We start from the raw sequence: 23,166 nt of genomic DNA on the forward strand, positions 1-23,166 counted from the left end.
GTGCGCATCGAACTTGTCACCGGCGACATCACCGTCCAGCGGGTGGACGCCATCGTCAACGCGGCCAACTCGTCACTGCTCGGCGGCGGGGGTGTCGACGGGGCGATCCACCGCAAGGGCGGTCCCGAGATCCTCGAGGCGTGCCGTGCGCTGCGGGCCGGCCACTACGGCAAGGGGCTCGCGGTCGGGCAGGCCGTGGCGACGACGGCGGGGCGGCTGCCGGCCCAGTGGGTGATCCACACGGTGGGGCCGGTGTTCAGCACGGATGAGGACCGTTCGCCGCTGTTGCGGAGCTGCTACACGAAGTCGCTGGCGATCGCCGGTGAGCTGGGGGCGCGGTCGGTGGCCTGTCCGCTGATCTCGTCGGGCGTCTATCGCTGGCCCAAGGACGACGCCGTGGCTCAGGCGCTGGCGGGGCTGCACGCCGAGCCGACCACGGTGGAGCTGGTCCGGCTCGTGCTCTTCGACGAGCCGACCCGCCTCGCCGCCGAGCGCGTCTACCGGGACCAGACCGGACGTAAGTAGCCGTTGCCTACGTCCTCGGCTCTTCCGGAGAGGCCGATGCCGCAAGGAAAGTCACCGCGCCGCGCGTTTTGAAAACGCGGCTGACTCGCGGCCGGCTCCGCGCTGGAGCGAGACGACGCGGGCCGGCGTCGGCTCGCAGCTTGGCGGGGACGACGCGGGCTCGGCGTCTGCGGCGCTGCGGTGGTGACATTCCCGGCATGTCGGACTCTGGCTACCGCGTTTGCAGTAGGGCGGAGACTGCGTCTGGACGATTTCGGGTGGGGGTTTGCTGGCGACGCTTGATGCAGTAACGCGGGCTCGTCAGGAAGGGAACGATACCCATGACCATCCGAGTGCTGCTCGCCGACGATCAACCGCTCGTCCGGCAGGCGCTTCGCCTCATGATTGACTCTGAGCCTGGCCTGGAAGTGGTGGCCGAGGCGTCGTCGGGCATGAGCGCTGTCACCGCCTGCCGGGCCGAGACCGTCGACGTCGTTCTCATGGACAACCACATGCCGGGGCTCAGCGGCGTCGAGGCCAGCCGCCAGATCACCAGCGATCCGCATCTGGCCGGCGTGCGGATCCTCATGCACACCGCCTTCCTCACCGGGGACCTGGTGGCGACCGGGCTCTCGGCCGGGGTCAGCGGCTTCCTACAGAAGGGCGTCGACCCGGACACGCTGATCCAGTCGATCCGGGAAGTGGCCGGGGCCAAGACGCACGCCGGCTGAGCGCGAAAGAAACAGCCCACGCCGAGACGCACGCGGGCTGAGCGAGACGAAGGAAACAGCGAGCTAAGCGGCGGCGTTCTCCCGCAGCGTCGCGACGGCCTGGACCGTCGCGTAGCCCCGCCACTCCAGCGCGGCCGCGGGACTGAAGGCCGTAAAGGTGACCGCCCATCCGCCGTCGGCCTGCTGACCGGCGGCGAGGCGTTCATGGTCGGCGGCGATCGCGTTCCGGTCGAACCAGGCCCGCGAAGGCGCGTCGGGGTGGGGCGTGAAGTCGAGGGGATACAACACCTCACCCTCGGCCCCGCCGATCACGGGGGTCGGGCCGTCCGCCCGTACGAGCTGAGTGGCCTTCTCCAGCAGCGGGACCGCGCGCGGATCGGTCGTGGCGACGGCGTCCAGGAAGTGCATGGTGAACATCAGCTCGTGCGCCGCCGGTTCCGCGGGCATCCGGGTGATCGCGTCGAGGCAGTAGTCGGTGGCGGCGGTCAGCCAGGGGTGCCCGGCCAGGCCGAGGCGGTGTGCCTGCGCCGCCAGCTGGGTCGTCATCTGCAACGACGAGGCCGTCGGGTCGGCGCCCGACCAGTGCCGCGCGCTGCCGGCCGTGTCGGTGTAGGGCAGCGCGAACGGCATCCCGCCGTCGTCGAGGCTGTGCCGGGCGAGCCAGTCGCACAACTCGGTGCCGCGATCGGTGTCGCCGGTCTCGGCCAGCACTTCCAAGGCGTGCATGGCCGCCACCGGCTGACTGGTCGTGGAGCGCAGGTCCGGTTCCAACGCCCAGCCGTAGCCGCCGTCGGCGTTGCGGAAACCGTCCAGCGCGGCGACGACCTCGGCCGCCGAACCCTCCCCCAGCAGGCGGCGGAGGCGCCGCCATTCGAGCACGCGGGCGTGGGTCGAGACAAAGGCGATCGCAGCGTCGAGATCCATCCCGCCATCCTCCCAGCCGCCCCGGACAACGCAAATCGGACGCCAGCCGCCCGAGGCAGCGCACATCGGACGCGAGCCGCACGAGGCAGCGCACATCGGACGCCAGCCGCCAGAGGCAGCGCACATCGGCGTGCCGCGAGCTCAAAGCCCAGGACAGCGCGGGTCAGACAGCGCCGAGCGTCGAACGGGCGGCCAGGATGTGCGCCCGCATCACCGAACCGGCCCACGCCCGGTCTCCCGACTCGAAGGCGTCTATCAGCTCCCGGTGGTGCGACATGCTGCGGGCCATCGCGGCCTCGTCGTAGCGGCGGAACGTGCGGTTGACCAACGGCGTCTGCACCACCGCCCCCAGCAGCGCGCTCAGCCGCCGGTTGCGGCCCGCGCTGAGGATGATGGCGTGGAACTCGGCGTTGTGCACCGCGATCCGGTCGGCGCGGTCGGGGTCCTGCGAGGCCGCATGACGTTCCATCTCGGCCGTCAGCTCGCGCAGCCGGGCGATCTCGTCGGCGCTGATCCGCACCGCCGCCAGCTCGGCGCCGTAACCCTCCAGCAGCGCCCGCAGCTCGAAGATCTCTTCCAGGTCCTGGTCGCTCCAGGCCGGCATCGTGGCGCCCCGGTTGGCCGCCCAGTCGACCAGCCCCTCGGCGTGCAGACGGCGCAGCGCCTCGCGCACGGGGGTTCGGCTCACCCCGATGGTCGCGGCCAGCTCCTCCTCCGAGAGCTTGGCCCCGGGCTCGTAGCTGCCGTCGAGGATCATGCTTTTGATCGACTCGTAGGCATCCTGTCGGCCACGCACCATGTCACTCACCCCCGTCCGTGAACAAGCTACATCGAGGCCGTCGAGCCGGCGTTGACCGCGTACTCCGATCCGGTCACCTGCCGCGAGCGCTCCCCGGCCAGGAACAGCACCACCTCGGCGACGTCGGCCGGCTCGTTCATGCGGCCCAGCGGCAGCCGCCGCATCTCGCGCACGAAGTGATCGGCCGCCGCGGCCACGTCGATCTCCCGTTCCTCGGCCAGCGCGGCCAGGAAGGCGTCCATGGTGGCGGTGCGGGTCGGGCCGGGCGCGACCGTGTTCACCCGGACGTTGCGGTCGCCGTACTCGATCGACAACGCCTTGGCCAGGCTCAGCAGGGCCGCCTTGCTGACTCCGTAGTCGACCAGGTAGGGCTTCGGGTGCCGCGCCCCTTCCGAGCCGACGGTCACCACGCTTCCGCCGCCGCGCGCCACCATCACCGGAACAACCGCGCGGCACAACCGGACGCAGGACATCACGTTCACGTCCCAGGTCCGCTGCCACGCCGCATCGTCAATGCTTTCAAAGCTTTCCCGGTACGGCGCGAGGGCCACATTGTTGACGAGGACGTCGATTCCCCCGTACGCCGCCATCGCGCTCTCCACGACCGAGGCGACACCGGCCGAGGTCCCGAGATCGGCCTTCACCGTCACCGCCCCGAGGTGCGCGCACCCGGTCACGTCGAGGTCGGCCAGCACCGGCCGGGCCCCCGCCCCCGCGAACGCCGTGGCGATGGCCAGCCCGATGCCCGACCCGGCCCCGGTGACCACCACGACCTTGTCCGCCAGCCCGTCACTCATCGCCCGCCCCCAAATCCCATGCCCGTTCCTCGCCGAGAAGCCCCAGCAACGGTTCCAGCTCCGCCTCGCCCGGCAGGTCGCGCCACGCCCACAGGCGCCGCGTCAGCCGTTCCAGGCCCATCTCCTGCGTGACACCGATGGCACCGTGCACCTGATGGGCCACCCGCGCCACCGCTGTTCCGGCCCGGCTCGCCGTGGCCAGCGCGGCCACCGCGACCAGGTCGTCCTCGGGGTCGGCCAGAGCCGCCTCGAGCCCGGCCGCGGCCAGCACCGCCTGGGCGTGGGCCTCGGCGACGAGCGCGGACACCGCCTGGAAGCGGGCGATCGGCCGCCCGAACTGCACCCGGGTCGCCGCGTAGGCCGCCGTGCGAGCGGCCGCGCCCTGGCAGCCGCCGACCAACCGGGCCGCGTGCAGGATCCGCCAGCGCGTCAGCACCGCGCCCGAGGACGGCGCGTCACCGATGTCATAGGGCTCCCCGGCCAGATTCACGTTCTCCCAAGCCGGTCCCCACGGCGCGATCAGTTGCCCGCGCACGGAAAGGACGACCGGGGCGTGCAGCTCGGGCAGTGGCGACGACAGCCCGGCCGCCGAGACCGCCCGCACCACACCGGTCAGGTCGGCCAGCGTCCCGCCGGCCCCCTCCGGCTCCGGCACACCGAGCAGATGCCATCCCTGCTCGGCCGTGATCCGCGCGGCGTCACGCATGTCGGCCGCCCCACCGAGCACCTTGACCGCGGCTTCCTCAACGTCAGGCATGCTCATGCGGCAGCTCCCATAGCCTCGTGCGCGATCGGCACTCCGAAAAACCACGCGCGCTCTCGGCACTCCGAAACCAGGCGCGCGATCAGCACTCTGAAAACCGCGCGCGCGATCAGCACCCCGGAAGCCTCGGGCACGCTCATCCGACCGCCCCCATCGCCTCGCGCGCGATCACGACGCCCAGCACCTCGGTGGTCCCGCCGCGCAGCGAGAAGCCCGGCGCGGCCAGCACAGCGTCGTCAATGGCAGCCCGCGGCACGCCCGGCACCGACCGCGCCACCTCGATCACGTCGACCTCGAACCGGTTGCCGAGCATCTTCAGCGTGGCCGCCGCCCCGATCGGCGCCTCCCCCGCGTCCATCCGCGCGGCCACCTGCTTCCCGAGTCGTCGCAACGCGGTCAGCCGGGCCACCAGCTCCCCCACCCGGCCGGCGTCGGCCGGACCGGCGGCGGCCAGCGTGAGCGCCAGCAACGGATAGGTGCTCAGCACCCGCTCGGGCCCGCCCCGCTCGAAGGCCAGCTGCCCGGTCACCTGCCCCCACCCGTCGCCGACCGAGCCGAGCACGGCCGAGTCGGGCACGAACGCTCCGTCGAAGAACACCTCGCAGAAGTGTCCGGGCCCGCGCATGTCGGGGATCTGCCGTGCGGTCACGCCGGGCGCCGACATGTCGAGCACGAACTCGGTCAGGCCCCGGTGCTTGTGCTCCCCGGTGGAGGTGCGGGCCAGCACGTACGCATGGGTGGCCCGGTGCGCATGACTGGACCAGACCTTCTGCCCATCGAGGAGCCAGCCGCCGTCGGTGCGGACGGCCCTCGTGCGTACGGAAGCCAGGTCCGACCCCGCATCCGGCTCGCTCATGCCGAGACAGAACCGCACGTCGCCGGCCTCGATCCCGGGCAGCAACGCCTGTTTCAGCGCCGCCGAGCCGAGCCGGGCGATGGCCGGCCCGATCTGCCGGTCGGCGATCCAGTGCGCGGCCACCGGCGCCCCGGCCCGCAGCAGCTCCTCGGTGAGCACGAACCGGTCGGCGAAACCGCGCCCCCGCCAGGTGAGCCCGATCCAGCCCCGCGCACCGAGGCGCCGGCTGAAGTCCTCGTCATAACCGGTGAGCCAGCTGTCCGAGCGCGGCTCGAAGACCCCGTCGCGCCGCCATTTGGCGATCTGGTCGCGCACTTCGGCCCGGAAAGCGCCGCGCCGCTCGGCCCGGAAAGTGCCGCGCCGCTCGGCCCGGAAAGTGCCGCGCCGCTCGGCCCGGAAAGTCATGCCAGCACCTCGTCGTCGTGCCCGCCCAGCGTCAGCGCGTGCCGCCGGAAAGTCATGTCAGCACCTCGTTGCTGCGCCCGCCCAGCATCGGCGTGCCGCCGGGAAGTCATGCCAGCACCTCGTTGTTGTGCTCGCCCAGCGTGGGCGCGTGCCGGTCGACGGCGACCTCGGAGGCCGAGAACAGCATCGGCGAGCCGATCGAGCGCAGCTTCCCGGCCACCGGATGGTCGTGGTACGAAACGAATCCGCTCGCCGTGTGGGCCGGGTCCGAGAGGATGTCCGCATAGGAAGCGAGCGGCGCGCAGGGGACGTCGATGCGTTCGAGCTCGGCCAGCCACTCGGCGGTGGTCCGCTCCCGCAACACCTCGGCCACGACGGCGTAGAGCGCGTCCGCGTTGGCGATCCGCTTGCCGACGGTGTCGAAATCGGGGTGCCGCAATAGGTCCGCGCGCCCGGCCAGAGTGAGGAAACGGGCCCACTGCTCGCCGGTGTAGACCATCACGCACAGGTGGCCGTCGGCGGTCTCGTACGGGCGGCGGTTGGGCGCGGCGGTGCGCGGATAGCGGGGCGGACCGGTCGGGGGCTCGAACGTCCAGCCGTCCAGCTGCTCGCACAGGGCGAACGCGACCGTCGTCTCCAGCATCGGCACCTCGACCCGCTGCCCGACACCGGTGACATCGCGGTGTCGCACGGCGGCGACGATCGCGAGGGCCGCCGTCAGGCCGGTCAGCTTGTCGGCGAGCGGCGTGGTGACGTACGAGGGCCGCTCCTGGTTGATGCTCTGCAACGCGGCCATGCCCGAGGCGCCCTGGATGACGTCGTCGTAGGCCGGCCGGTCGGCGTCCGGCCCGTCGCTGCGGAAGCCGGGGATGGCGCAGTAGACGAGGTCGGGGCGGTGCTCGACCAGATCGCCGTACGCCAGCCCGATCCGCTCGGCCGCACGCGGACGCATGTTGTGCACCAGCACGTCCGCGGTCGGCAGCAGCCGGTGCAGTGCCGCGCGGCCCTCGGCGGTCTTGAGGTCGAGGACCACGCTCTTCTTGCCGCGGTTCATGTTGAGGAAGATGGCCGCGAGCCCGGGCGTGCGGGTGGCCCCGAGGTGCCGCGCGATGTCCCCGCCCGGCGGTTCGATCTTGATGACCTCGGCGCCCAGGTCGGCCAGCATCAGCGTGCAGTACGGCCCCGAGAACGTTCCAGTCAGGTCGAGGACCCGCAGCCCATGCAGCGGCCCGTTCATGTGCTGCCCCCCGTCCCGCGAAGCGAACCCCTCCTGCGCAGCGACCACAGCTGCGACGCCCGTTCGGCCTCGAGCGCGACCTCCCACTCGGTGGCCGAGGGCGGCACCGTGCGGCGGAACGACGCCGTGATCCGGCGGGTCAGTTCCGGGTCACGACCGGCCCCCGCGGCCAGGGCAAGAGCACGCTCGTCGACCTCGTCGTCGTCCACACACTCCCAGGCCAGCCCGGCCCGGAAGGCGGCCTCGCCGTCGAGTTCCTGGCCCAGCAGCGCGAGCGCCGCCGCTCCCTGACGGCCCATGGCGGTGGCGGCCAGCAGCAGATGCCCGCCGCCCGGGTGCAACCCGATCGCAGTGAAGCCGGCCAGGATCCGCGCGTCCCGGGCGACCACCCGCACATCGGCCGCGAGCAACAGGTTGACGCCCGCCCCGACGGCCGAGCCCCGCACCGCGGCCACCACCGGCACGCCCAGCTTCCCGACCGTCGCGAAGGATTCGTAGAGCGTGCCCAGATCCTCGTACGGGCCCGATCCGACCGGGTCCTCCTCGGCCGCGGCCAGCACGTCCCGATGCGCGCCGGCACAGAAGTGGCCGCCCGATCCGCGCACCACCACCGCGCCGACGGCCGGGTCGTTCCCGGCCGTGTGCGCGGCATCGATGAGCTCACGGGCCATGGCGACGGTGAGGGCGTTGCGGCGGCGGGGCGCGGCCAGGGTGATGGTCGCGACCCCGTCCCGGGAGGAAAGCTCGATCTCAGTCATGCGGAAAGCCTCCCGCGCGGCTCAGTAGTCCGGGCACCTGTTCGCCGAGGATTCCGCCGAGCCAGATGGCGTTGTCAGCGGCTGCGGACGGCGAGACGCCGGTGGTGTGCCCGGAACGTTCCAGGGCATAGACGACGTCCTCGGTCGCGACGTTGCCGGTGGCGTTCGGCGCGAACGGGCAGCCGCCGATGCCGCCCACGCTGGCGTCCACCGCCCGCACCCCGGCGTCGACCGCGGCCAGCACGTTGGCCGAGCCCAGGTTGCGGGTGTTGTGGAAGTGGCAGCGCAGCGGCGCCCCGGTGACCGAGCGGACCCGGGTGAACGCCTTGTCCACGTCGGACGGCACGGCCACCCCGATGGTGTCGGCCAGCGACACCTCGTCCACCTCACCGACGCGCTCGACGATCCGCAGCACCCGGTCGAGCGGCACCTCGCCCTCGAACGGGCACCCGAACGTCGCACCGACCGTCACCGAGGCGCGCAGCCCGGCCTCGTGCACGCGTGGCACCAGCGTCCGGATCAGCGCCAGCGACTCCTCGTAAGGCATGCCCTGGTTGCGCACGCTGAACGTGTCGCTCGCGACCACCACGAAGTTCACCTCGTCGACGCGCGCGGCCAGGGCCCGGTCGAGCCCGCGCGTGTTCAGCGCCAGCCCGATCCGGGTCAGCCCGGCCAGGGAACGGACGCCGTCGAGCACCTGGGCCGCGTCGGCCAGCTGCGGCACCCGGGCCGGGTTGACGAAGCTCGTGACCTCGACCCGGGACGTGCCGGCCGCCACCGCCCGCCGCACCAGCTCGACCTTGTCGGGCGTGGCGACGACGACCGAATGGTTCTGCAGGCCGTCACGCGGGCCGACCTCGACGATCTCGATGACGGTCAACTCAGCGCCTTCAGACCCGCCTGGGCGACCTCCATGTCCTGCGTGTAGTGGCCGCCGCTGACGCCGATGCCGCCGACCACCACGTCGTCGACCTTGACCGGGTAGCCGCCGCCGAACGTGACGAGCCGGTCGATGGCGGGCGGGGCGCCCATGGCGAGCGGGCCGTCCTCCTTGATGAAGTCGTACCAGCCGTCGGTGCTGAGCCCGAAGCCGATCGCGGTGAACGCCTTGTCCTGCGCCAGTTGCACGCTGACGTGCACGGCGCCGTCCATCCGCTCGTACGCCTTGAGGACCCCGCTCTCGTCGACCACGGCGACAGTGACCGCGAAGCCCATCTCGGTCGCCTTGGCCGTGGCGGCGTCGATCATCGCCCGCGCCGCCTGCGCCGAGATCGACGGCTTCTTGACGACGTTCCCGTTCTTGCCCATTGCCTTTCCTCCAGAACCTAGATGGCGCCCGCGGCGCGCAGCGAAGCGATTCGTTCGTCGTCGAGGTGGAGCACCTGGCGCAGCACGTCGTCCGTGTGCTCGCCCAGGGACGGCCCGACCCAGCGCAGCCGGCCCGGCGTCGACGACAGGCGCGGGGCGACGTTGTGCATCGGGAACGCACCGAACTCGGGGTGCTCGAGCTCGACGATCGCGTTGCGGGCCTCGAAATGGGCGTCGGAGAGCATCTCCTTGGCCGTGTAGACCGAGCCGGCCGGCACCCCGGCGTCGTGCAGCATCTGCAGCAGCGGGCCCTGGTCGAACTTCTCGGTCCACTTGGCGATCAGCTCGTCCAGCGCGACCTGGTTCTCGCCGCGGGCCGCGTGGGTGGCGTAGCGCGGATCCTCGGCCAGTTCTGAGCGGCCCATCACGACGGCCAGCCGGCGGAACACCGTGTCCTGGTTGGCCGCGATCAGCACCACACCGCCGTCCTGAGTCGGATACGCGTTGCTGGGGGCCACGTTCGGCAGGATCGAGCCGGTCCGCTCGCGGGTGTAGCCACCGATCGCGTACTCCGGGATCAGCGACTCCATCATCGCCAGCACCGACTCGTAGATGGCGCTGTCGACCACCTGCCCCTGCCCGGTGCGCTCGGCCACCCGCAGCGCCATCATCGCGCCCAGTGCCGCGAAGTTGCCGGCCAGCGAGTCGCCCAGACTGACCCCGATCCGGCTCGGCGGGGTGGACGGGTCACCGGTGACATACCGGATCCCGCCCATGGCCTCACCGATCGAGCCGTAGCCGGCACGGGCCGAGTAGGGCCCGTCCTGACCGAACGCGGTCACCCGCACCACGACCAGTTTCGGGTTCAGTTCGCGCAGCTCGTCCGGGCCCAGTCCCCAGCGTTCGAGCGTGCCCGGGCGGAAGTTCTCGACGAAGACGTCCGCGGTGCGTAACAGCTCCCGCATCATCTCCTGGCCCTCGGGCACGCGGAGATTGCAGGTGACCGACTTCTTGTTGCGGGCCACGACCGGGAACCAGAGCGATTTCCCGTACGGGCGTTCGCGGCCCCACTGGCGCATCGGGTCCCCGGCCGCCGGGTCCTCCACCTTGATCACCTCGGCGCCGAAGTCACCGAGGAGCTGGGCGCAGAACGGGCCGGCCAGCAGCACGCCGGCCTCGACCACACGGACGCCGGTGAGCGGGCCGTCCGCGAAGTCCGAGGTCACGAGCACTCCCTCTCGTCGAGGCCGAACATCTTCAGAATCCGGGCCTCCGCGTACGGCGAGACCGTGCTGTCGCGCGACACCGAGCGCACCCCCTCGATCTTCAGCAGGGTGGGCCGCACCAGCGAGCCCATGGTCACCGGCGCCGACGGGCAGGCCGCGCACCGGCCGTGGAACGTGATGTGGGCGTCGCCCTCGTTGTCGACGTCGACGGTGATGCCGCCGCCGTGCGCCTCGACGAGCTGGCGCACCTTGCCCTCGAGGGCCTGGTCGACGCGCTTGGCGAGCCGTTTGCGCTCACTTGCCATGACGGGCCGCCTTCTTCGCCGCCTTCTTGCCCTTCTTCTTGCCGTTGCCGTAGAGCTCCTTGAGCTTGACCTCGATGTCGATGCCCATGAGCCGCGCGAAGTTCTCGCCGAAGATCTTGCGTTTCACCTCGTCGGTCAGCGGCGGATAGCCGTAGCCGTCCTGCAGGTCCTCGGGCATCTCCATGCCGGCGAACAGGTCGATGTAGGCCTGGACCTTGGGCCACACGAAGGCCTCGGAACCCCAGAGCAGCCGGTCCGGCCCGACGTGCAGCAGGCACTTGCCGATGGCGTGCAGGGCGGCCCGCGGGGCGACCGGGTACTGGTTGATCCAGGCGGTCAGGGCCAGGTGGATGTTCTCGTACCGGGCCGCGATGTTGATGGTCTCGTTGATGAACGGCTCGCCCAGGTGGTGGACGATGAAGTTCATCTCCGGGAAGTCCTGGGCCGCGCGCTCCAGGTCGTACGGGGCGAGGTCCTTGATGTGCTGGGTGTTGAACGCGAGTCCCTTGTGGAACTGCACGTTGTTGACGCCGTTCTCCAGGCACGCCTCCCAGAGCGGGTAGGCCACCTGCCGGTCGTCGATCTGCCAGTGCACCCCGCCCGAGTGGGCCTGGTAGAACTTGAAACTGACCGCGCCCCACTCCTTGATCTGGCGGATCGCCTCGTTCACGGCGCCGTAGTGGCCGTGGGTGATCGGGTCGACGCCACCGCAGAACAGCACCCGGTCGGGGTAGGCCTCCTTGAGCTTCCAGTTGTTCTCGGCCGGCGAGAAGCCGAGCTTCCAGCCGCCGTGGCTGGGCACGGTCTGGGCCATCGCGATGTCGGTGTCCGACTCCTCGAACATCAGCCGGTACGCGTCCTCGACGGCCAGCTCGCGGCCGGTGATGTCGTCGTACGGGTAGCCCGGTCCGGAGAACTTCTTGGCGTACTCGACCAGCGCGTTGGTCCGCTCGATGCCGCCGTGCTGGAAGTCGACGTTGTCCTCGGTCAGCTTGTACATGTGGATGGCGTTGTCGAAGACGAAGAAGTCGTCCTTCATGCTGTGCTTCCCTCCGTTGCGTGCTCGAGGCGCTCGACGTGCCGCACCGCGAGCTGCCGCCTGCGCCGCACCGCGAACGCGGCCAGCGAGACACCGGCGATGACGGCCAGGCCGTTGAAGATGAACTCGATCCAGGTCGGCGCGCCCAGGTGCTGCAGGCCGGCGATGGTGAAACTGACGAAGTAGGCGGCTACGACCGTGCCGAGCACGTTGACCCGGCCCGGCCGCAGCACCGCGGCACCCAGGAAGGCGGCCGCGAACGCCGGGAGCAGGAACTGCTGACCGACAGTGGGCTGGGCGGAACCGATGCGCGAGGCGAGCAGGATGCCCGCGGCTGACGCGAGAACCGCGGCGCCCACGAACGCCCGTACGGTGTAGGAATTGATGTTGATGCCGGCCCGCGCCGCGCCCCGCAGGTTGCCGTCCATCGCGTAGAGCCGCTGCCCGAACGGCGTCCACACCACCAGGAACTCCAGCACGAGCACGATGAGCACGACGTAGAGCAACGGCAGCGGGATGCCGAACAGGTCGCCGCGGGCGATGGTGGTGAAGCCCTCGGGCACGTTCTCGAACAGCACCCGGCCGCCGGTTATCGCATAGAGCAGGCCGACCAGCAGGCTGCCCGAGGCGAGGGTGGCGATGATCGACGTCATCCCGAACTTGAGCACCAGCAAGGTGTTCAGCAACCCGACGACCACGCCGGCGAGCAGCGTGAGGATCATCGCGAGCCAGATCGGGATGCCGTTGACGACCAGCCACACGCTCAGCCCCTGGGCCAGGCCGAGCATCGGACCGACCGACGCGTCGAGATAGTGGGCCAGCAACGGGATGGTCGCGGCCAGCGCCACGAGCACGGTGACGGTCTGGTTGACCAGGATCAGGCGAAAGTTGGTGGTGGTGAAGAACGTGTCGGGGGTGAGCGCCGAGAACAGCGCGATCACCAGGACCAGCAGGCCGATCAGCCCGAACCGGCCCACCCCGTCGACCAGCCGCTCACCGAGCCCGGCGGCGGACCGGTCGGCGCTCTGCCGCACCTTGGCCCGCTCCTGCATGAGGGTCATGCCCGGTCCCCCTGAACGATCAGCTGCACGCACCGCTCGACGTCCAGCGTCTCGGTCGGCCCGTGATAGACCCGGCGGCCGCCCTTCATCACCAGCAGCCGGTCGGCCAGGTCGAGCACCTCGGGGATGCGGTGGCTGATGACCACCACCGCGTAGCCCCGGTCGCGCAGCCGCACGATGAGGTCGTTGACGCCCTGCGACTCGGTGGTGCCGAGGGCCGCGGTGGGCTCGTCCATCACCATCACGCGGGGCGCGTTCTCGGTCACCAGCGCGCGGGCGATGGCGACCATCTGCCGTTGGCCGCCGGACAGCCCCTCGACGAGCACGTCCATGTCGTGCAGGTCGATGCCCAGGGTCTCCAGCACCTCGCGCGTACGGGAACGCATCGCTCTTTTGCGCAGCACCGGCAACCCGCGGGGGCCGGCCGTCCACTCCCGGCCCAGGAAGACGTTCTCGACGATGCTCAGGTTGTCGGACAGGCCGAGGTCCTGATAGATCATCTCGACGCCCTGGGCGCGGGCGTGGCCGATGGTGTGCGGGCTGAGCGCGGCGCCGCCGATGCGGAGTTCGCCGGTGTCCGGGGCGACCGCGCCGCTGACCATGTTCATCAGCGTCGACTTGCCGGCGCCGTTGTCGCCCACCACGCCGAGGATCTCGCCGGGCTGGACCTCGAACGAGACGTCGGTGACCGCCCGGACCCGTCCGTACGACTTGGACACCCCGGCCACCTCGAGCACCGGCGCCGTCATTGGGCGGCGCTCCACATCTGCGTGTACCGCTCGGCGTAGTTCACGTAGCTGTCCCAGTTCACTTTGCCGTCCTGAGGTGCGTTCGACTTGTCGAAGACGGTGGCCGGGATGCCCTGCTCGGCGTCCGGCAGTGGTTCCTGCTTGGCCAGCAACCGGTTCACCTGGTCGACCGCGGCGTAGGCGTTCCAGCCGCGCACCGCGCCGAAGTCGGCGAACTGGGTGCCCTTGGCCACGGCGGCCAGACGTTCGGGCTCGGCGTTCTTGCTCATCACCTTCACGTCGGTGCGTCCGGCGGCCTGCAGCGCGGCGGTGATGCTCTCGACCCCATTCCCGTACGGGGTGAAGATGTACTGCAGGTCGTTGCCGTACTTCTGCAGCAGCGACGTCGTGATGTTCTGCATCTCGATCGGGTCGAGCGCCTGCTTGAGCGTGCGCTCGCGCACCTCGAGCAGCTGACAGCCGGTGCAGCCCTCGAACACCTTCTTGCTCGTGTTGAGCGCTTCGACCAGGTGCGGGTAGCCGACGTCCCAGAGGAACACGGCCTTGGCCTTGCCACCGGAGTCGGCGATCGCCTTGGTCACCTCGAGCACCGACTGGAAGGTCTCGCGGCTGGAGACGTGGGCGTCGAAACCGACCGCGCCACCCTCGTCGACCGCCGAGACGCCGACCACCGGGATGCTCGCCTTGTGCAGCTCGGCAACGCCGTCGGCGACCTGGTTCTCGGGGATGGCGATGGTGATGACCGCGTCCGGCTTGTTGGCGGCCGCGGTGGCGAACGCCTTCTGGAAGCCCTCGGGACTGCCCTGGCCGTCCAGGATCTCGGCGGTCCAGCCGAGGCCCTGGGCGATGCTCTGGACCTTCTTGCCGACCTCCTCGCACGAGGTGCCGATGCTGCAGACGATCACGTTGATCTTCGCGCCGGCCGCCGGCTTGACCGACTGGGTCGGGCCCGACCAGTCCTCGTAGACCTTGATCTTGTCGAGGGTGATGTCCTTCTCGGCGCCCTCGAAATAGAGCATCCCGCTGGTTCCGGACTTGATCAGCGAGGCCGCCTGCTGCGTGTACGCGTCGTTGACCGGCCCCGCCGCCTGATCACCGTCACCCTCACCGTCGCCACATGCGCCCGCGGCGAGCAGCAGCCCGGCGACCCCGATCAGCGCGCTGAGTTTTCTTGCCTTGGATAGGCGGAGCCGTCGTCCGGCTCCAAGCGAATCGACCACCGTGCCACCTCTTTGTCGGCGCCAGTTGTACGCAATCGAAGATTCGCATGTGATCCATGGCACGTCAATAGTTCACCCTGACGAAACATTTGGCCTGCTCAGACCGCTTGAATACGGTGAAGCCTCACTTCTCGGACAGCCTCATGAGTCAGCGATTGTATGCATGCATCCTGCCTTCAGGCCCATCGACCGATGATCAGAAACGGTCAACTGCTTTCCCGTACGAGGGTGGGCGGCACTCCGGCGGCGGGCGTGATCGACAGCCCCGGCCGCGCCCGGAGTCCGCTGATGCCGGCAGCCGCGCTATGGCCGAACTGAGTTGGTGCTGACAGCAGTGGTGGCCGGGCTCAGTTGATGTCGACGGCCGCGGTGGCCGGACTCAGATGATGTCGACGGCCGCGGTGGCCGGACTCAGATGATGTCGACGGCCGCGGTGGCCGGACTCAGCTGATGTTGACGGCCGCGACCGTGGCCGCGATCAGCAGGCCCATCGACGCGTAGAGCCAGGGCCACCAGCGGCCCGGGCGGCGGAACCCGCGCAGGGCCATGACCATGCTGACCGCACCGCCGAGGGTGGCGAGGGCCGCGACTATCCACCACACTAGCTGCTCTAAACGCCAGCACGCGCCCCAGCCGTCGACGGCCGGATCACACGGCGTGTCTTCAGGGCCTGAGAGAACGGGCGACCAGTAGAGCAACGCGAGCAGCACCTGAGCGAGCATCGGGACACAGACCACCGCGACCAGGATCCCCACGACCCGGCGCATCGGCATCTCCCAGCGCTCCACGTCGATATCGTGCCCTACTTGCCGGGCAGCATGGGGGCAGCGCGAACCGGCCCGGGTCGCGCGCTTCCCAGCGAGCCGCGACTGTTCACGGGCGGCGAGCTGAGCGGGCCCCCGATGCCGAGGTCATGCGGGCACGGAGTGGGCCGTCGCGGTCAGGAAGCTGAGGACCTCGGTGGCGAACCGGTCGGGGGCCAGGCTGTGCACGCGGTGCCCGACCGGGATCGTCGCCAGTCGGGCGTCGTGCATCTCGGCTACCGCCTCGGCCAGGCGGCGTGGCGGGATGCAGCTGGTCGGGCCGCCGGAGAGGACCAGGGTGGGCTGCCGGGCCGCACCCAGCCGGGACCACCAGGCCAGGTCGGGCCGGGTCAGCTGGCTCAGCAGGGACGCCAGCGCCCGCAGGTCGTAGTCACGGCGTACGGAAACGATCCCGGCCACCGCGGCGAGCACCTGGAACGGATTGATGCCGCGCACCCGCTCGGCCCGGCGCGGGGGCGCGGCCAGGTCTTCCAGCACGAGCCGGGCGATCCGCTCGGGCACCTCGGCGGCGGCCGCCAGCGCGATGTAGGCCCCGACGGAATGCCCAACGACCAGCGCGTCCCGCAGGTCGAGGGCTTGGAGGAGGCCGAGCAGGTCGTCGCGGAGGCCGGCCAGCGAGTAGTCCCCCGGGCGGCCGCTGGCGCCGTGGCCGCGCAGGTCGACCGCGATGGTGCGGTGCCCGGTCAGGCGCGGGGCGAAGCGATCCCAGGTGGTGGAGCTGCTGCCGCTGCCGTGCAGCAGCACCGCGGGGGTCCCGTCCGGATCACCGGCTTCCCGATAAGCGAGGCGAACACCGTTGATCTCGACCGACTCCATGCATGCTGTTTACCAGACGTTGGTGAACTGGCCGGTTCGATGTCACTCGATGAACCAGCAGGCGCGGGTCGGCGATGGGGTACCAGCCGGCCCGGCTGCCGTCGGCTGAGAAAGCTTGCCTCGACAGAAGTGCGCCGGTGGTTGGTGGGGCGCCGCTCAGCAACCCGGAGGCCGGGCCGATAGGACTTACGGTTCTGCGGGAAGGTTGCGTCTTCGATGTCGGACACCCAGGTCGAGGTGCTGTACGAGAGTGCGCGCACCCGGGTCGTGCGGATCCCCGCGCACGGGGCCGGCCGGGGTGTGATCCGCAAGGAGCTGCGCGGCGCCGACGCCGTCGAACGCTGCCGCCGGGAACGCGAGATCCTGCTGCGGCTGGCCGGCGTCGAGGGGGTGGCCCGGCTCGCCGCCGGCGCGCCCGACGACACCACGCTGCTGCTGGTCGACGAGGGTGACCGGTCCCTGGCCGACTGGCTGCGGGCGGGCCGGCCGCCGATCGGCGCCGTCATCGACGTGGCGGCCCGGCTGGCCGACGTGATCACGGCCGTGCACGCCGCCGGGGTCACCCACAAGGACATCAACCCGGCCAACGTGGTGCTCGACGGCGACCGGCCGGTGCTGATCGACTTCGAGCTGGCCACCACGGCCGCCGAGGAGCGGCCCGGCTTCACCCATCAGAACCAGGTGGTGGGCACGCTGACCTACCTGGCGCCCGAGCAGACCGGCCGCACCGGCCGCGCGGTCGACCAGCGCTCCGACCTCTACTCCTTCGGCGCCACCCTGTACGAGATGGCGGCCGGTCGCCCGCCGTTCACCGGGACCGCCCCGCTGCAGCTGCTGCACGACCACCTGGCCCGCCGACCGGCCCGGGTCACCCAGCACGACCCGGCCGTGCCGCCCCGGCTGGCCGACCTCATCGACCGGCTGCTCGAGAAGGAACCGGACCGCCGCTACCAGAGCGCCGCCGGCTGCGCCTACGACCTGCGGCACCTCGACGACGAGCAGTTCCTGCTGGGTGCCCGCGACTTCCCGACCCGGCTGAGCGGTCCCTCGCACCTGGTCGGCCGGGACGCCGAGATCGACACGCTGCGCGGCGCGCTCGACGAGGCGCTGGCCGGCCGGCTGCGCGGGCTGCTGGTCAGTGGGCCGTCCGGGGTCGGCAAGACGGCCCTGATCAACGAGCTGCGCCCGGCCGTCACCGCGGCCGGAGGCTGGTTCGTCACCGGCAAGTTCGACCAGTTCCGCCAGGACGCGGCCGCGGACGGCGCCGCCTCGGTCTACCGTGCGCTGGTCCGGCTGCTGCTCAGCGAGAACGAGGCCGACCTGGCCCGGTTGCGGGCGGCGCTGGGGCCGGCCCTGGGCGCCAACGCCGGCCTGCTCGCCGGTCTCGTGCCCGAGCTCGGTCCGCTGCTGGGCGTCGAACCCGAGGAGGCCCGCGGCGACCAGGCCGAGGTGCAGGGCCGCCTCATCCAGGCCGCGCTGGCCCTGGCCCGCACCGTGGTCTCGCCGGCCCGGCCGCTGGTGATGGTCGTCGACGACCTGCAGTGGGCCACGGCCACCCAGATCGCCCTGCTCGAGGCCCTGCTGACCGACGACGGGATGCCGGGCCTGCTGATGATCGGCGCCTACCGCGAGGAGGAGGTCGACGCCGCCCACCCGCTGTCCGCGGTGCTGTCGCGCTGGCAGCGCATCGATCCGCCGCCGCAGGCACTGCGCCTGCGGAACCTGCCCGCCGACGACCTGGCCGAACTGCTCGCCGAGACGCTGCGGATGCCCGCCGACCGGGCCGGCACGCTGGCCGAGGTGATCGCGCCGCGCACCGGCGGCAACCCGTTCGACACGGTCGAGCTGATCAACAGCCTGCGCGGCGGGGGCGTCCTGACCCACACCGACGAGGGCTGGGCCTGGGATGCCGCGGCCGTCAACCGCTGGGTCGGCGACCGTGACATCGGTGACTTGCTGCTGGCCCGGCTCGAGCGGCTGTCCCGGCCGTCGCGGCAACTGCTGGCCGTGATGGCCGCGCTGGGCGGCGAGACCAGCCTGGGCCTGCTCGCGCCCGCGCTCGCCGTCACCCCGGCCGAGGTCGAGGCCCGGCTGGCCCCGGCGCTGGAGGACGGGCTGGTCGTGGTGCACCAGGACGGCGACGTCCACGAGGTGGCGTTCCGGCACGACCGGGTGCAGAAGGCCGCGTACGCGCTCACCCCGGCCCGGGCCCGCCGCCTGGTCCACCTGGTGCTGGCCGGGCGGTTGTCCGGCCGGCCGGAGTTCGCCGCCGTGGCCGCCCGGCAGTACCTCCCAGCGGCCGGCCTGATCACCGGCGAGGCCGAGCGGCGGCGGGTGGCCGAACTGTTCCGGTCGACCGCGGCCGCCCTCCGCATGATCAACGCAGCGGCGGCCGAGCGGTACGTGGCCGCCGCCGTCGACCTCGCCCCGGACGGGGACCCGGCGCTGCTCGACCGGCTGCGGATCGACCACCACCGCGCGCTCTACAGCGTGGGCCGCCCGGCCGAGGCCGACGCGCTCTACGCCGTGCTGGCCGGGCGGCTCGACCCGATCGTCCTGGCCGAACCGGCCGGCGTGCAGATCGAGAGCCTCACGGTCCGCGGACGCGCGGCCGACGCGCTCGACCTCGGCAAGGAACTGCTGGACCGGCTCGGCTTCTCCGTCAGCGACCGGCCGCAGCAGGCCGGCGTCGACGAGCTCCGGGCGTGGGCGGCCGGCCTGCGCAGCGGCGACGACCTGGGGCGGGCCGACGTGTCCGAGCCGGCCACGGTCGCCGCCTGCCGCCTGGTGAGCCGGATGATGCCGCCGGCCTTCTTCAGCGACCACACCACCCTGGTCGCGCTGGTGACCACCGCCCAGCGGATCTGGGCCGGGCACGGCCCGTCGGCCGCCCTGGTCGTGCCGCTGGCGCACTCGGGCATCGCCTCCATCGGGTTCCGCGACGACTACGCGACCGGATACCGCGTGCTGCGGCACATCGCGGAGGTCGGCGAGGCGCGCGGCTGGGAGGCCGAGACGGCGGCGGCCCGGTTCCTCGCCTCGGTCAGCACCACCCACTGGTTCGAGCCGGTCGAGCACAGCGTCGACCTGGCCCGGCGGGCCTTCGACGCGCTGGTCCGCAACGGCGACCTGGCGTTCGCATGCTTCACCACGCACACCACCGTGCCCGCGCTGCTCGACTGCGCGCCCACGCTGGCCGCCTTCGAGGCCGAGCTGAACCGGGCGACCGCCTTCACCACCAAGGTCGGCAACGAGCAGAACGCCGCCATCATGGCCGAGTTCGCGGTCATGCACCGCGCTCTGGCCTCCGACGCCAACGCCGCGCGGACCACCACCGACCTCACCGCCAACCCGATGGCCGCGGCCTACCGGCACACCACCCGGGCCCTGCTGGCGGCCTTCTTCGGCGACTCGTCGACGCTGGTCGCCGCGGCCGCCGGCATCGAGGCCACGCTGCCGTTCGTGTCGGGCAACTACTTCAGCGCCACGGCCCAGTTCGCCCGGGTGCTGGCGCTGCTGGCCGAACGCCGCTTCGCCGACGCCGACCCGGTGATGCAGTGGCTGGCCGCCCGGGCCGCCGACGCCCCGGCCAACTTCGACCACCTCGTGCTGCACCTGCGGGCCGAACGGGCCTGGGCGGCCGGCGACGAGTCGGCCGGTCCCCTGTTCGACGCGGCGCTGCGGGCGGTGGCCCGCCGGCGACGGCCGTGGCACCACGCGTTCCTGGCCGAGCGGGCCGCGCGTTTCCACCTGTCCGAGGGCATGGAGTACGTGGGGCACCGTCTGCTGCGCGACGCCCAGGAGCATTGGCGGGACTGGGGGGCCGACGCCAAGGCGGCCGCCCAGGAGCGGGAGTTCCCGTTCCTGCGCGAGCGGCGCACGGCCGCGCTGGCCGCCAGCGTGGCCTCGACCACGATGGCGGCCGAGGCGGTCGACCTGATGGCGGTGGTCGAGGCGTCGCGGGCGCTGAGTTCGGAGACCCGGATCGACCGGCTGCGCATCCGGGTGGTCGAGATCCTGAGCACGCTGACCGGCGCGACCAAGGTGCATCTGCTGACCCGCGACGACGGCGAGGGTGACTGGACCGACGGCGGAGTGGCGATCACGCCGCAGCGGGTGCCGCTGAGCATCGTGCGGTACGCCGAGCGGACCCGGACGCCACTGGTGCTGGACAACGCGGTCGACGACCCCCGGTTCGCCCAGGACCCGTACCTGGACGGCCTGGACCTCTACGCCGCGCTCGCGGTGACCGTGCTCTCGCACGGAGAGCCCCGCGCCATGCTAGTGCTGGAGAACCGGCTGTGGCGGGGCACCTTCACCGAGGAGCGGCTGGACGCCGTGCGCATCATCGCCAGCCAGCTGATCGTCTCGATCGAGAACGCGACCCTTTATGCGTCGCTCGAGCAGAAGGTGGCCGAGCGCACCGAGCAGCTGCGCCTGGCCAACGCGCAGCTGGAGATCCTCAGCGGCACCGACCCGCTGACCGGCATCGCGAACCGACGTCGCCTGGACCGCGAGCTCGACCTGGCCTGGCAGTCGGCCGCCGGTGAGCCGCTGGCCGTGGCGATGATCGACATCGACCATTTCAAGCTCTACAACGACCGGCTCGGCCACGCCGCCGGCGACGGCTGCCTGCGCGTGGTGGCCCGCACGATCGCCCGGGTGGTGCGCGACGAGGGTCTGGTCGCCCGCTACGGCGGTGAGGAGTTCACCATCGTGCTGCCCCGCACCGGCGCGGCCGCCGCCGTCGCGGTCGCCGAGCGGGTCCAGCAGGCGATCCACGCCGCCGCCCAGCCGCACCCGGCCGCGCCGTCCGGCCTGGTGACCGTCAGCGTGGGCGTGAGCTGCGAGGTCCCGTCATCCGGGCGCCGGGTCGCGGACCTGATCGCGGACGCCGACGCCGGCCTGTACGAGGCCAAGCACGCCGGCCGCAACCAGGTCCGGTTCGCCGGTCGGGCGGTCACCGGCCGCTGAGGCCCGGCGCTCACGGCGACGGCCCCCTGAAGCCTGCACTCTCTGTTCGCTGAGGCCTGCGCACCCAGCCCGCTGAGGCGCGCGCCGCTCATCAGGCCGGCAATCTTCGCCCGGCACCCTTCGACACAGCGCGTTTCCGGCTGGTCGCCGCGCGCGATGTCGTGCTGCTCTGCGCCCCTGTTCATGGCCGTGGCCAAACACCGTCAAGGCTTCAACACTCTCAGTCACCCTATGTCCGACCTCCTCGCTAGCGGTTTCCGAACGTGAACAACACGAGGAGTGACATCGGGCCTCGCGACAGGCCGCAGACGACTTCGCGGCAATGACCCGACTTGCGCCCGGTTTCGGCGTTTTATGCCACGCCTGAGATGTCTGAGTTCAACCCTTTGGCCATATTGCCGCGCCAGTCCGGTTAGCGGGCTTGTTTCACGCTCCGTAGCTTCATATTGTCCTACTACGCCCGAAACGCGGCCCGCCGCAAACGGTCGACATCGCTGAAGGTGACAGGACGGAGAGGCTGATGTTCGAGGGGCACGGCTGGCTCATCCTCGTCGCCGGATACGCGGTCATGCTGTCCTGGCCGATCTCGACGGTGGCCCTGGTGACCATCGGGATCCGTTACGTGGCGTCGCGGCGGCAGGATCTCGTCGCCAAATCCCTCGCGCACGGTGACGGCACCCCGGAGCACTTCTGGATCATCATTCCGGCGCTGAACGAAGAGGTCGTCGTCGGCAACACGGTCAAGGCCGCGCTGGGGCTGAGCGGCCCCGGCAACACCCTGGCCCGCGTCCTGGTCGTCGACGACGGCTCGGACGACCGCACCCCCGAGGTGCTGGCCGCCATCGACCACCCCCGCCTGCACGTCATGCGCCGGGAACTGCCGGAGGCCCGCAAGGGCAAGGGCGAGGCCCTCAACGCCGCCTACCGCTACATCGCCGAGCAGACCGCGCTGGCCGGCGTCAGTCCCGACAAGGTCGTGCTCGGCATCATCGACGGCGACGGTCAGGGCAGCCGCAACATCCTGCTCGAGGTCTCCCGGATGCTGCGCGACACGTCAATCGGCGCGGTGCAGGTGCAGGTCCGCATCCGCAACCGCAACAAGCTGCTCGGCGCGGTGCAGGACCTGGAGTTCGCCACCATCGTCAACGCCTGCCAGAGCCTGCGCGACGTGCTCGACACGGTCGGCCTCGGCGGCAACGGCCAGTTCACCCGGCTGTCGGCGCTGCTCGCCCTCGGCGACACGCCCTGGTCGGCCTGCCTGGTCGAAGACCTCGAACTCGGCCTGCGCATGCACCTGTCGGGCGTCGGGATCCGCTACACCTCCCGCACCGCGGTCACCCAGCAGGCGGTGGTCGACGTCCGCCGGCTCACCCGCCAGCGCACCCGATGGGCCCAGGGCAACCTGCAGTGCGCCCGCTACCTGCGCTCGCTGGTGACCTCGAAGCGGATCGGCCTGACCTCGCTGGCCGAGGTGCTGCACTACCTGCTCTCTCCCTGGCTCAACGCGCTGGTCACGGTCGCCCTGGCCGGCACGGTGGCGGCCGCCGTGACCGGGCTCGCGATCGGTCACCCGATCCCGTACCTGCCGGACTGGCACGAGCTCGGCGCCGGCGCGGCCGTCTGGCTGGCCGTCACCTGGTTCCCCGGCTTCGTCTGGGCGCTGGTGCACCGCGTCAAGCTCCGCGACGAGACGCTGCCCCGCCTGCTCGTCGCCGCCCTGGCCTACCCCGCCTTCCTGCTGCTGGGTCTGGTCGCCACCTATCGGGCCATCGCCCGCCAGGCCACCGGCCGGCAGGCCTGGGCCAAGACCGAACGCCTCGCCGAAGAAGAACTCCCCGTTCCCGCTCTCGCGCTCGCTGCCTGACCCCCA

The 23,166-nt window shown here is 71.5% G+C and carries 21 protein-coding genes; 4 read left to right on the forward strand and 17 right to left on the reverse strand.

From position 1 onward, the window contains the following. Nucleotides 1–525, forward strand: coding sequence for an O-acetyl-ADP-ribose deacetylase (locus JIG36_RS04510; RefSeq protein ID WP_203374676.1), 525 nt, complete (start codon nt 1–3; stop codon nt 523–525). A gap of 320 nt (nt 526–845) precedes the next feature. After that, nucleotides 846–1,235: a response regulator gene (locus JIG36_RS04515; RefSeq protein ID WP_203374677.1), complete on the forward strand. Its 390-nt coding sequence runs from the start codon at nt 846–848 to the stop codon at nt 1,233–1,235. Nucleotides 1,236–1,298: 63 nt separating this feature from the next. Here the strand turns inward: JIG36_RS04515 and JIG36_RS04520 are convergent, their stop codons facing one another. From JIG36_RS04520 to JIG36_RS04600, 17 genes are all read right to left on the reverse strand, one after another. Next, on the reverse strand, nt 1,299–2,159 hold the full coding sequence (locus JIG36_RS04520; RefSeq protein ID WP_203374678.1) for a hypothetical protein: 861 nt from the start codon (nt 2,157–2,159) through the stop codon (nt 1,299–1,301). 163 nt (nt 2,160–2,322) lie between these two features. Then, nucleotides 2,323–2,958 carry a GntR family transcriptional regulator gene (locus tag JIG36_RS04525; protein WP_203374679.1) on the reverse strand — a complete coding sequence of 212 codons (636 nt, stop codon included), beginning with the start codon at nt 2,956–2,958 and terminating at the stop codon, nt 2,323–2,325. Between the two features lie 26 nt (nt 2,959–2,984). Then, on the reverse strand, nt 2,985–3,755 hold the full coding sequence (locus JIG36_RS04530) for an SDR family NAD(P)-dependent oxidoreductase (RefSeq protein ID WP_236045515.1): 771 nt from the start codon (nt 3,753–3,755) through the stop codon (nt 2,985–2,987). Beyond that, a complete protein-coding gene (locus JIG36_RS04535) occupies nt 3,748–4,518 on the reverse strand; it encodes an acyl-CoA dehydrogenase family protein (RefSeq protein WP_203374680.1) in 771 nt (256 codons plus the stop codon). The genes JIG36_RS04530 and JIG36_RS04535 overlap by 8 nt, the downstream gene beginning before the upstream one ends. A gap of 136 nt (nt 4,519–4,654) precedes the next feature. Beyond that, nucleotides 4,655–5,779: an acyl-CoA dehydrogenase family protein gene (locus JIG36_RS04540; protein WP_203374681.1), complete on the reverse strand. Its 1,125-nt coding sequence runs from the start codon at nt 5,777–5,779 to the stop codon at nt 4,655–4,657. A gap of 106 nt (nt 5,780–5,885) precedes the next feature. Beyond that, the gene (locus JIG36_RS04545) at nt 5,886–7,016 is read right to left on the reverse strand and encodes a CaiB/BaiF CoA transferase family protein (protein ID WP_203374682.1); all 1,131 of its coding nucleotides are present in this window, start codon (nt 7,014–7,016) and stop codon (nt 5,886–5,888) included. Beyond that, nucleotides 7,013–7,774, reverse strand: coding sequence for an enoyl-CoA hydratase-related protein (locus tag JIG36_RS04550; protein WP_203374683.1), 762 nt, complete (start codon nt 7,772–7,774; stop codon nt 7,013–7,015). The genes JIG36_RS04545 and JIG36_RS04550 overlap by 4 nt, the downstream gene beginning before the upstream one ends. Beyond that, nucleotides 7,767–8,654 carry a hydroxymethylglutaryl-CoA lyase gene (locus JIG36_RS04555; RefSeq protein WP_236045516.1) on the reverse strand — a complete coding sequence of 296 codons (888 nt, stop codon included), beginning with the start codon at nt 8,652–8,654 and terminating at the stop codon, nt 7,767–7,769. The genes JIG36_RS04550 and JIG36_RS04555 overlap by 8 nt, the downstream gene beginning before the upstream one ends. After that, nucleotides 8,651–9,082, reverse strand: coding sequence for a GlcG/HbpS family heme-binding protein (locus tag JIG36_RS04560; protein WP_203374684.1), 432 nt, complete (start codon nt 9,080–9,082; stop codon nt 8,651–8,653). The genes JIG36_RS04555 and JIG36_RS04560 overlap by 4 nt, the downstream gene beginning before the upstream one ends. Before the next feature lie 17 nt (nt 9,083–9,099). Further along, nucleotides 9,100–10,308: a CaiB/BaiF CoA transferase family protein gene (locus JIG36_RS04565; RefSeq protein WP_203374685.1), complete on the reverse strand. Its 1,209-nt coding sequence runs from the start codon at nt 10,306–10,308 to the stop codon at nt 9,100–9,102. Then, nucleotides 10,305–10,613, reverse strand: coding sequence for a NifU family protein (locus JIG36_RS04570; protein ID WP_203374686.1), 309 nt, complete (start codon nt 10,611–10,613; stop codon nt 10,305–10,307). The genes JIG36_RS04565 and JIG36_RS04570 overlap by 4 nt, the downstream gene beginning before the upstream one ends. Beyond that, the gene (locus tag JIG36_RS04575) at nt 10,603–11,652 is read right to left on the reverse strand and encodes an amidohydrolase family protein (RefSeq protein WP_203374687.1); all 1,050 of its coding nucleotides are present in this window, start codon (nt 11,650–11,652) and stop codon (nt 10,603–10,605) included. The genes JIG36_RS04570 and JIG36_RS04575 overlap by 11 nt, the downstream gene beginning before the upstream one ends. Then, nucleotides 11,649–12,713, reverse strand: a complete 1,065-nt coding sequence (locus tag JIG36_RS04580) for an ABC transporter permease (RefSeq protein ID WP_203374688.1) — start codon at nt 12,711–12,713, stop codon at nt 11,649–11,651. The genes JIG36_RS04575 and JIG36_RS04580 overlap by 4 nt, the downstream gene beginning before the upstream one ends. After that, the gene (locus JIG36_RS04585; RefSeq protein WP_203374689.1) at nt 12,710–13,462 is read right to left on the reverse strand and encodes an ATP-binding cassette domain-containing protein; all 753 of its coding nucleotides are present in this window, start codon (nt 13,460–13,462) and stop codon (nt 12,710–12,712) included. Before JIG36_RS04585 ends, JIG36_RS04580 begins: the two co-directional genes overlap by 4 nt. Continuing rightward, nucleotides 13,459–14,682: a substrate-binding domain-containing protein gene (locus JIG36_RS04590; RefSeq protein WP_203374690.1), complete on the reverse strand. Its 1,224-nt coding sequence runs from the start codon at nt 14,680–14,682 to the stop codon at nt 13,459–13,461. Before JIG36_RS04590 ends, JIG36_RS04585 begins: the two co-directional genes overlap by 4 nt. Nucleotides 14,683–15,125: 443 nt before the next feature. Next, a complete protein-coding gene (locus tag JIG36_RS04595) occupies nt 15,126–15,470 on the reverse strand; it encodes a hypothetical protein (RefSeq protein WP_203374691.1) in 345 nt (114 codons plus the stop codon). Nucleotides 15,471–15,593: 123 nt separating this feature from the next. Beyond that, complete coding sequence (locus JIG36_RS04600; RefSeq protein WP_203374692.1) at nt 15,594–16,322, reverse strand: alpha/beta fold hydrolase; 729 nt, start codon at nt 16,320–16,322, stop codon at nt 15,594–15,596. A 216-nt stretch (nt 16,323–16,538) separates the two neighbouring features. On the opposite strand from JIG36_RS04600, the gene JIG36_RS04605 reads away from it, so the two are divergent. After that, nucleotides 16,539–21,296, forward strand: a complete 4,758-nt coding sequence (locus JIG36_RS04605) for a diguanylate cyclase domain-containing protein (RefSeq protein ID WP_203374693.1) — start codon at nt 16,539–16,541, stop codon at nt 21,294–21,296. A 520-nt stretch (nt 21,297–21,816) separates the two neighbouring features. After that, nucleotides 21,817–23,160 (forward strand): glycosyltransferase, encoded by a 1,344-nt coding sequence (locus JIG36_RS04610; protein ID WP_203374694.1) that lies wholly within the window; start codon nt 21,817–21,819, stop codon nt 23,158–23,160. The last annotated feature ends 6 nt before the right edge of the window (nt 23,161–23,166 follow it).

Source organism: Paractinoplanes ovalisporus, from assembly GCF_016834655.1.
In the GTDB taxonomy this organism is placed as follows: Bacteria; Actinomycetota; Actinomycetes; order Mycobacteriales; family Micromonosporaceae; genus Actinoplanes; species Actinoplanes ovalisporus.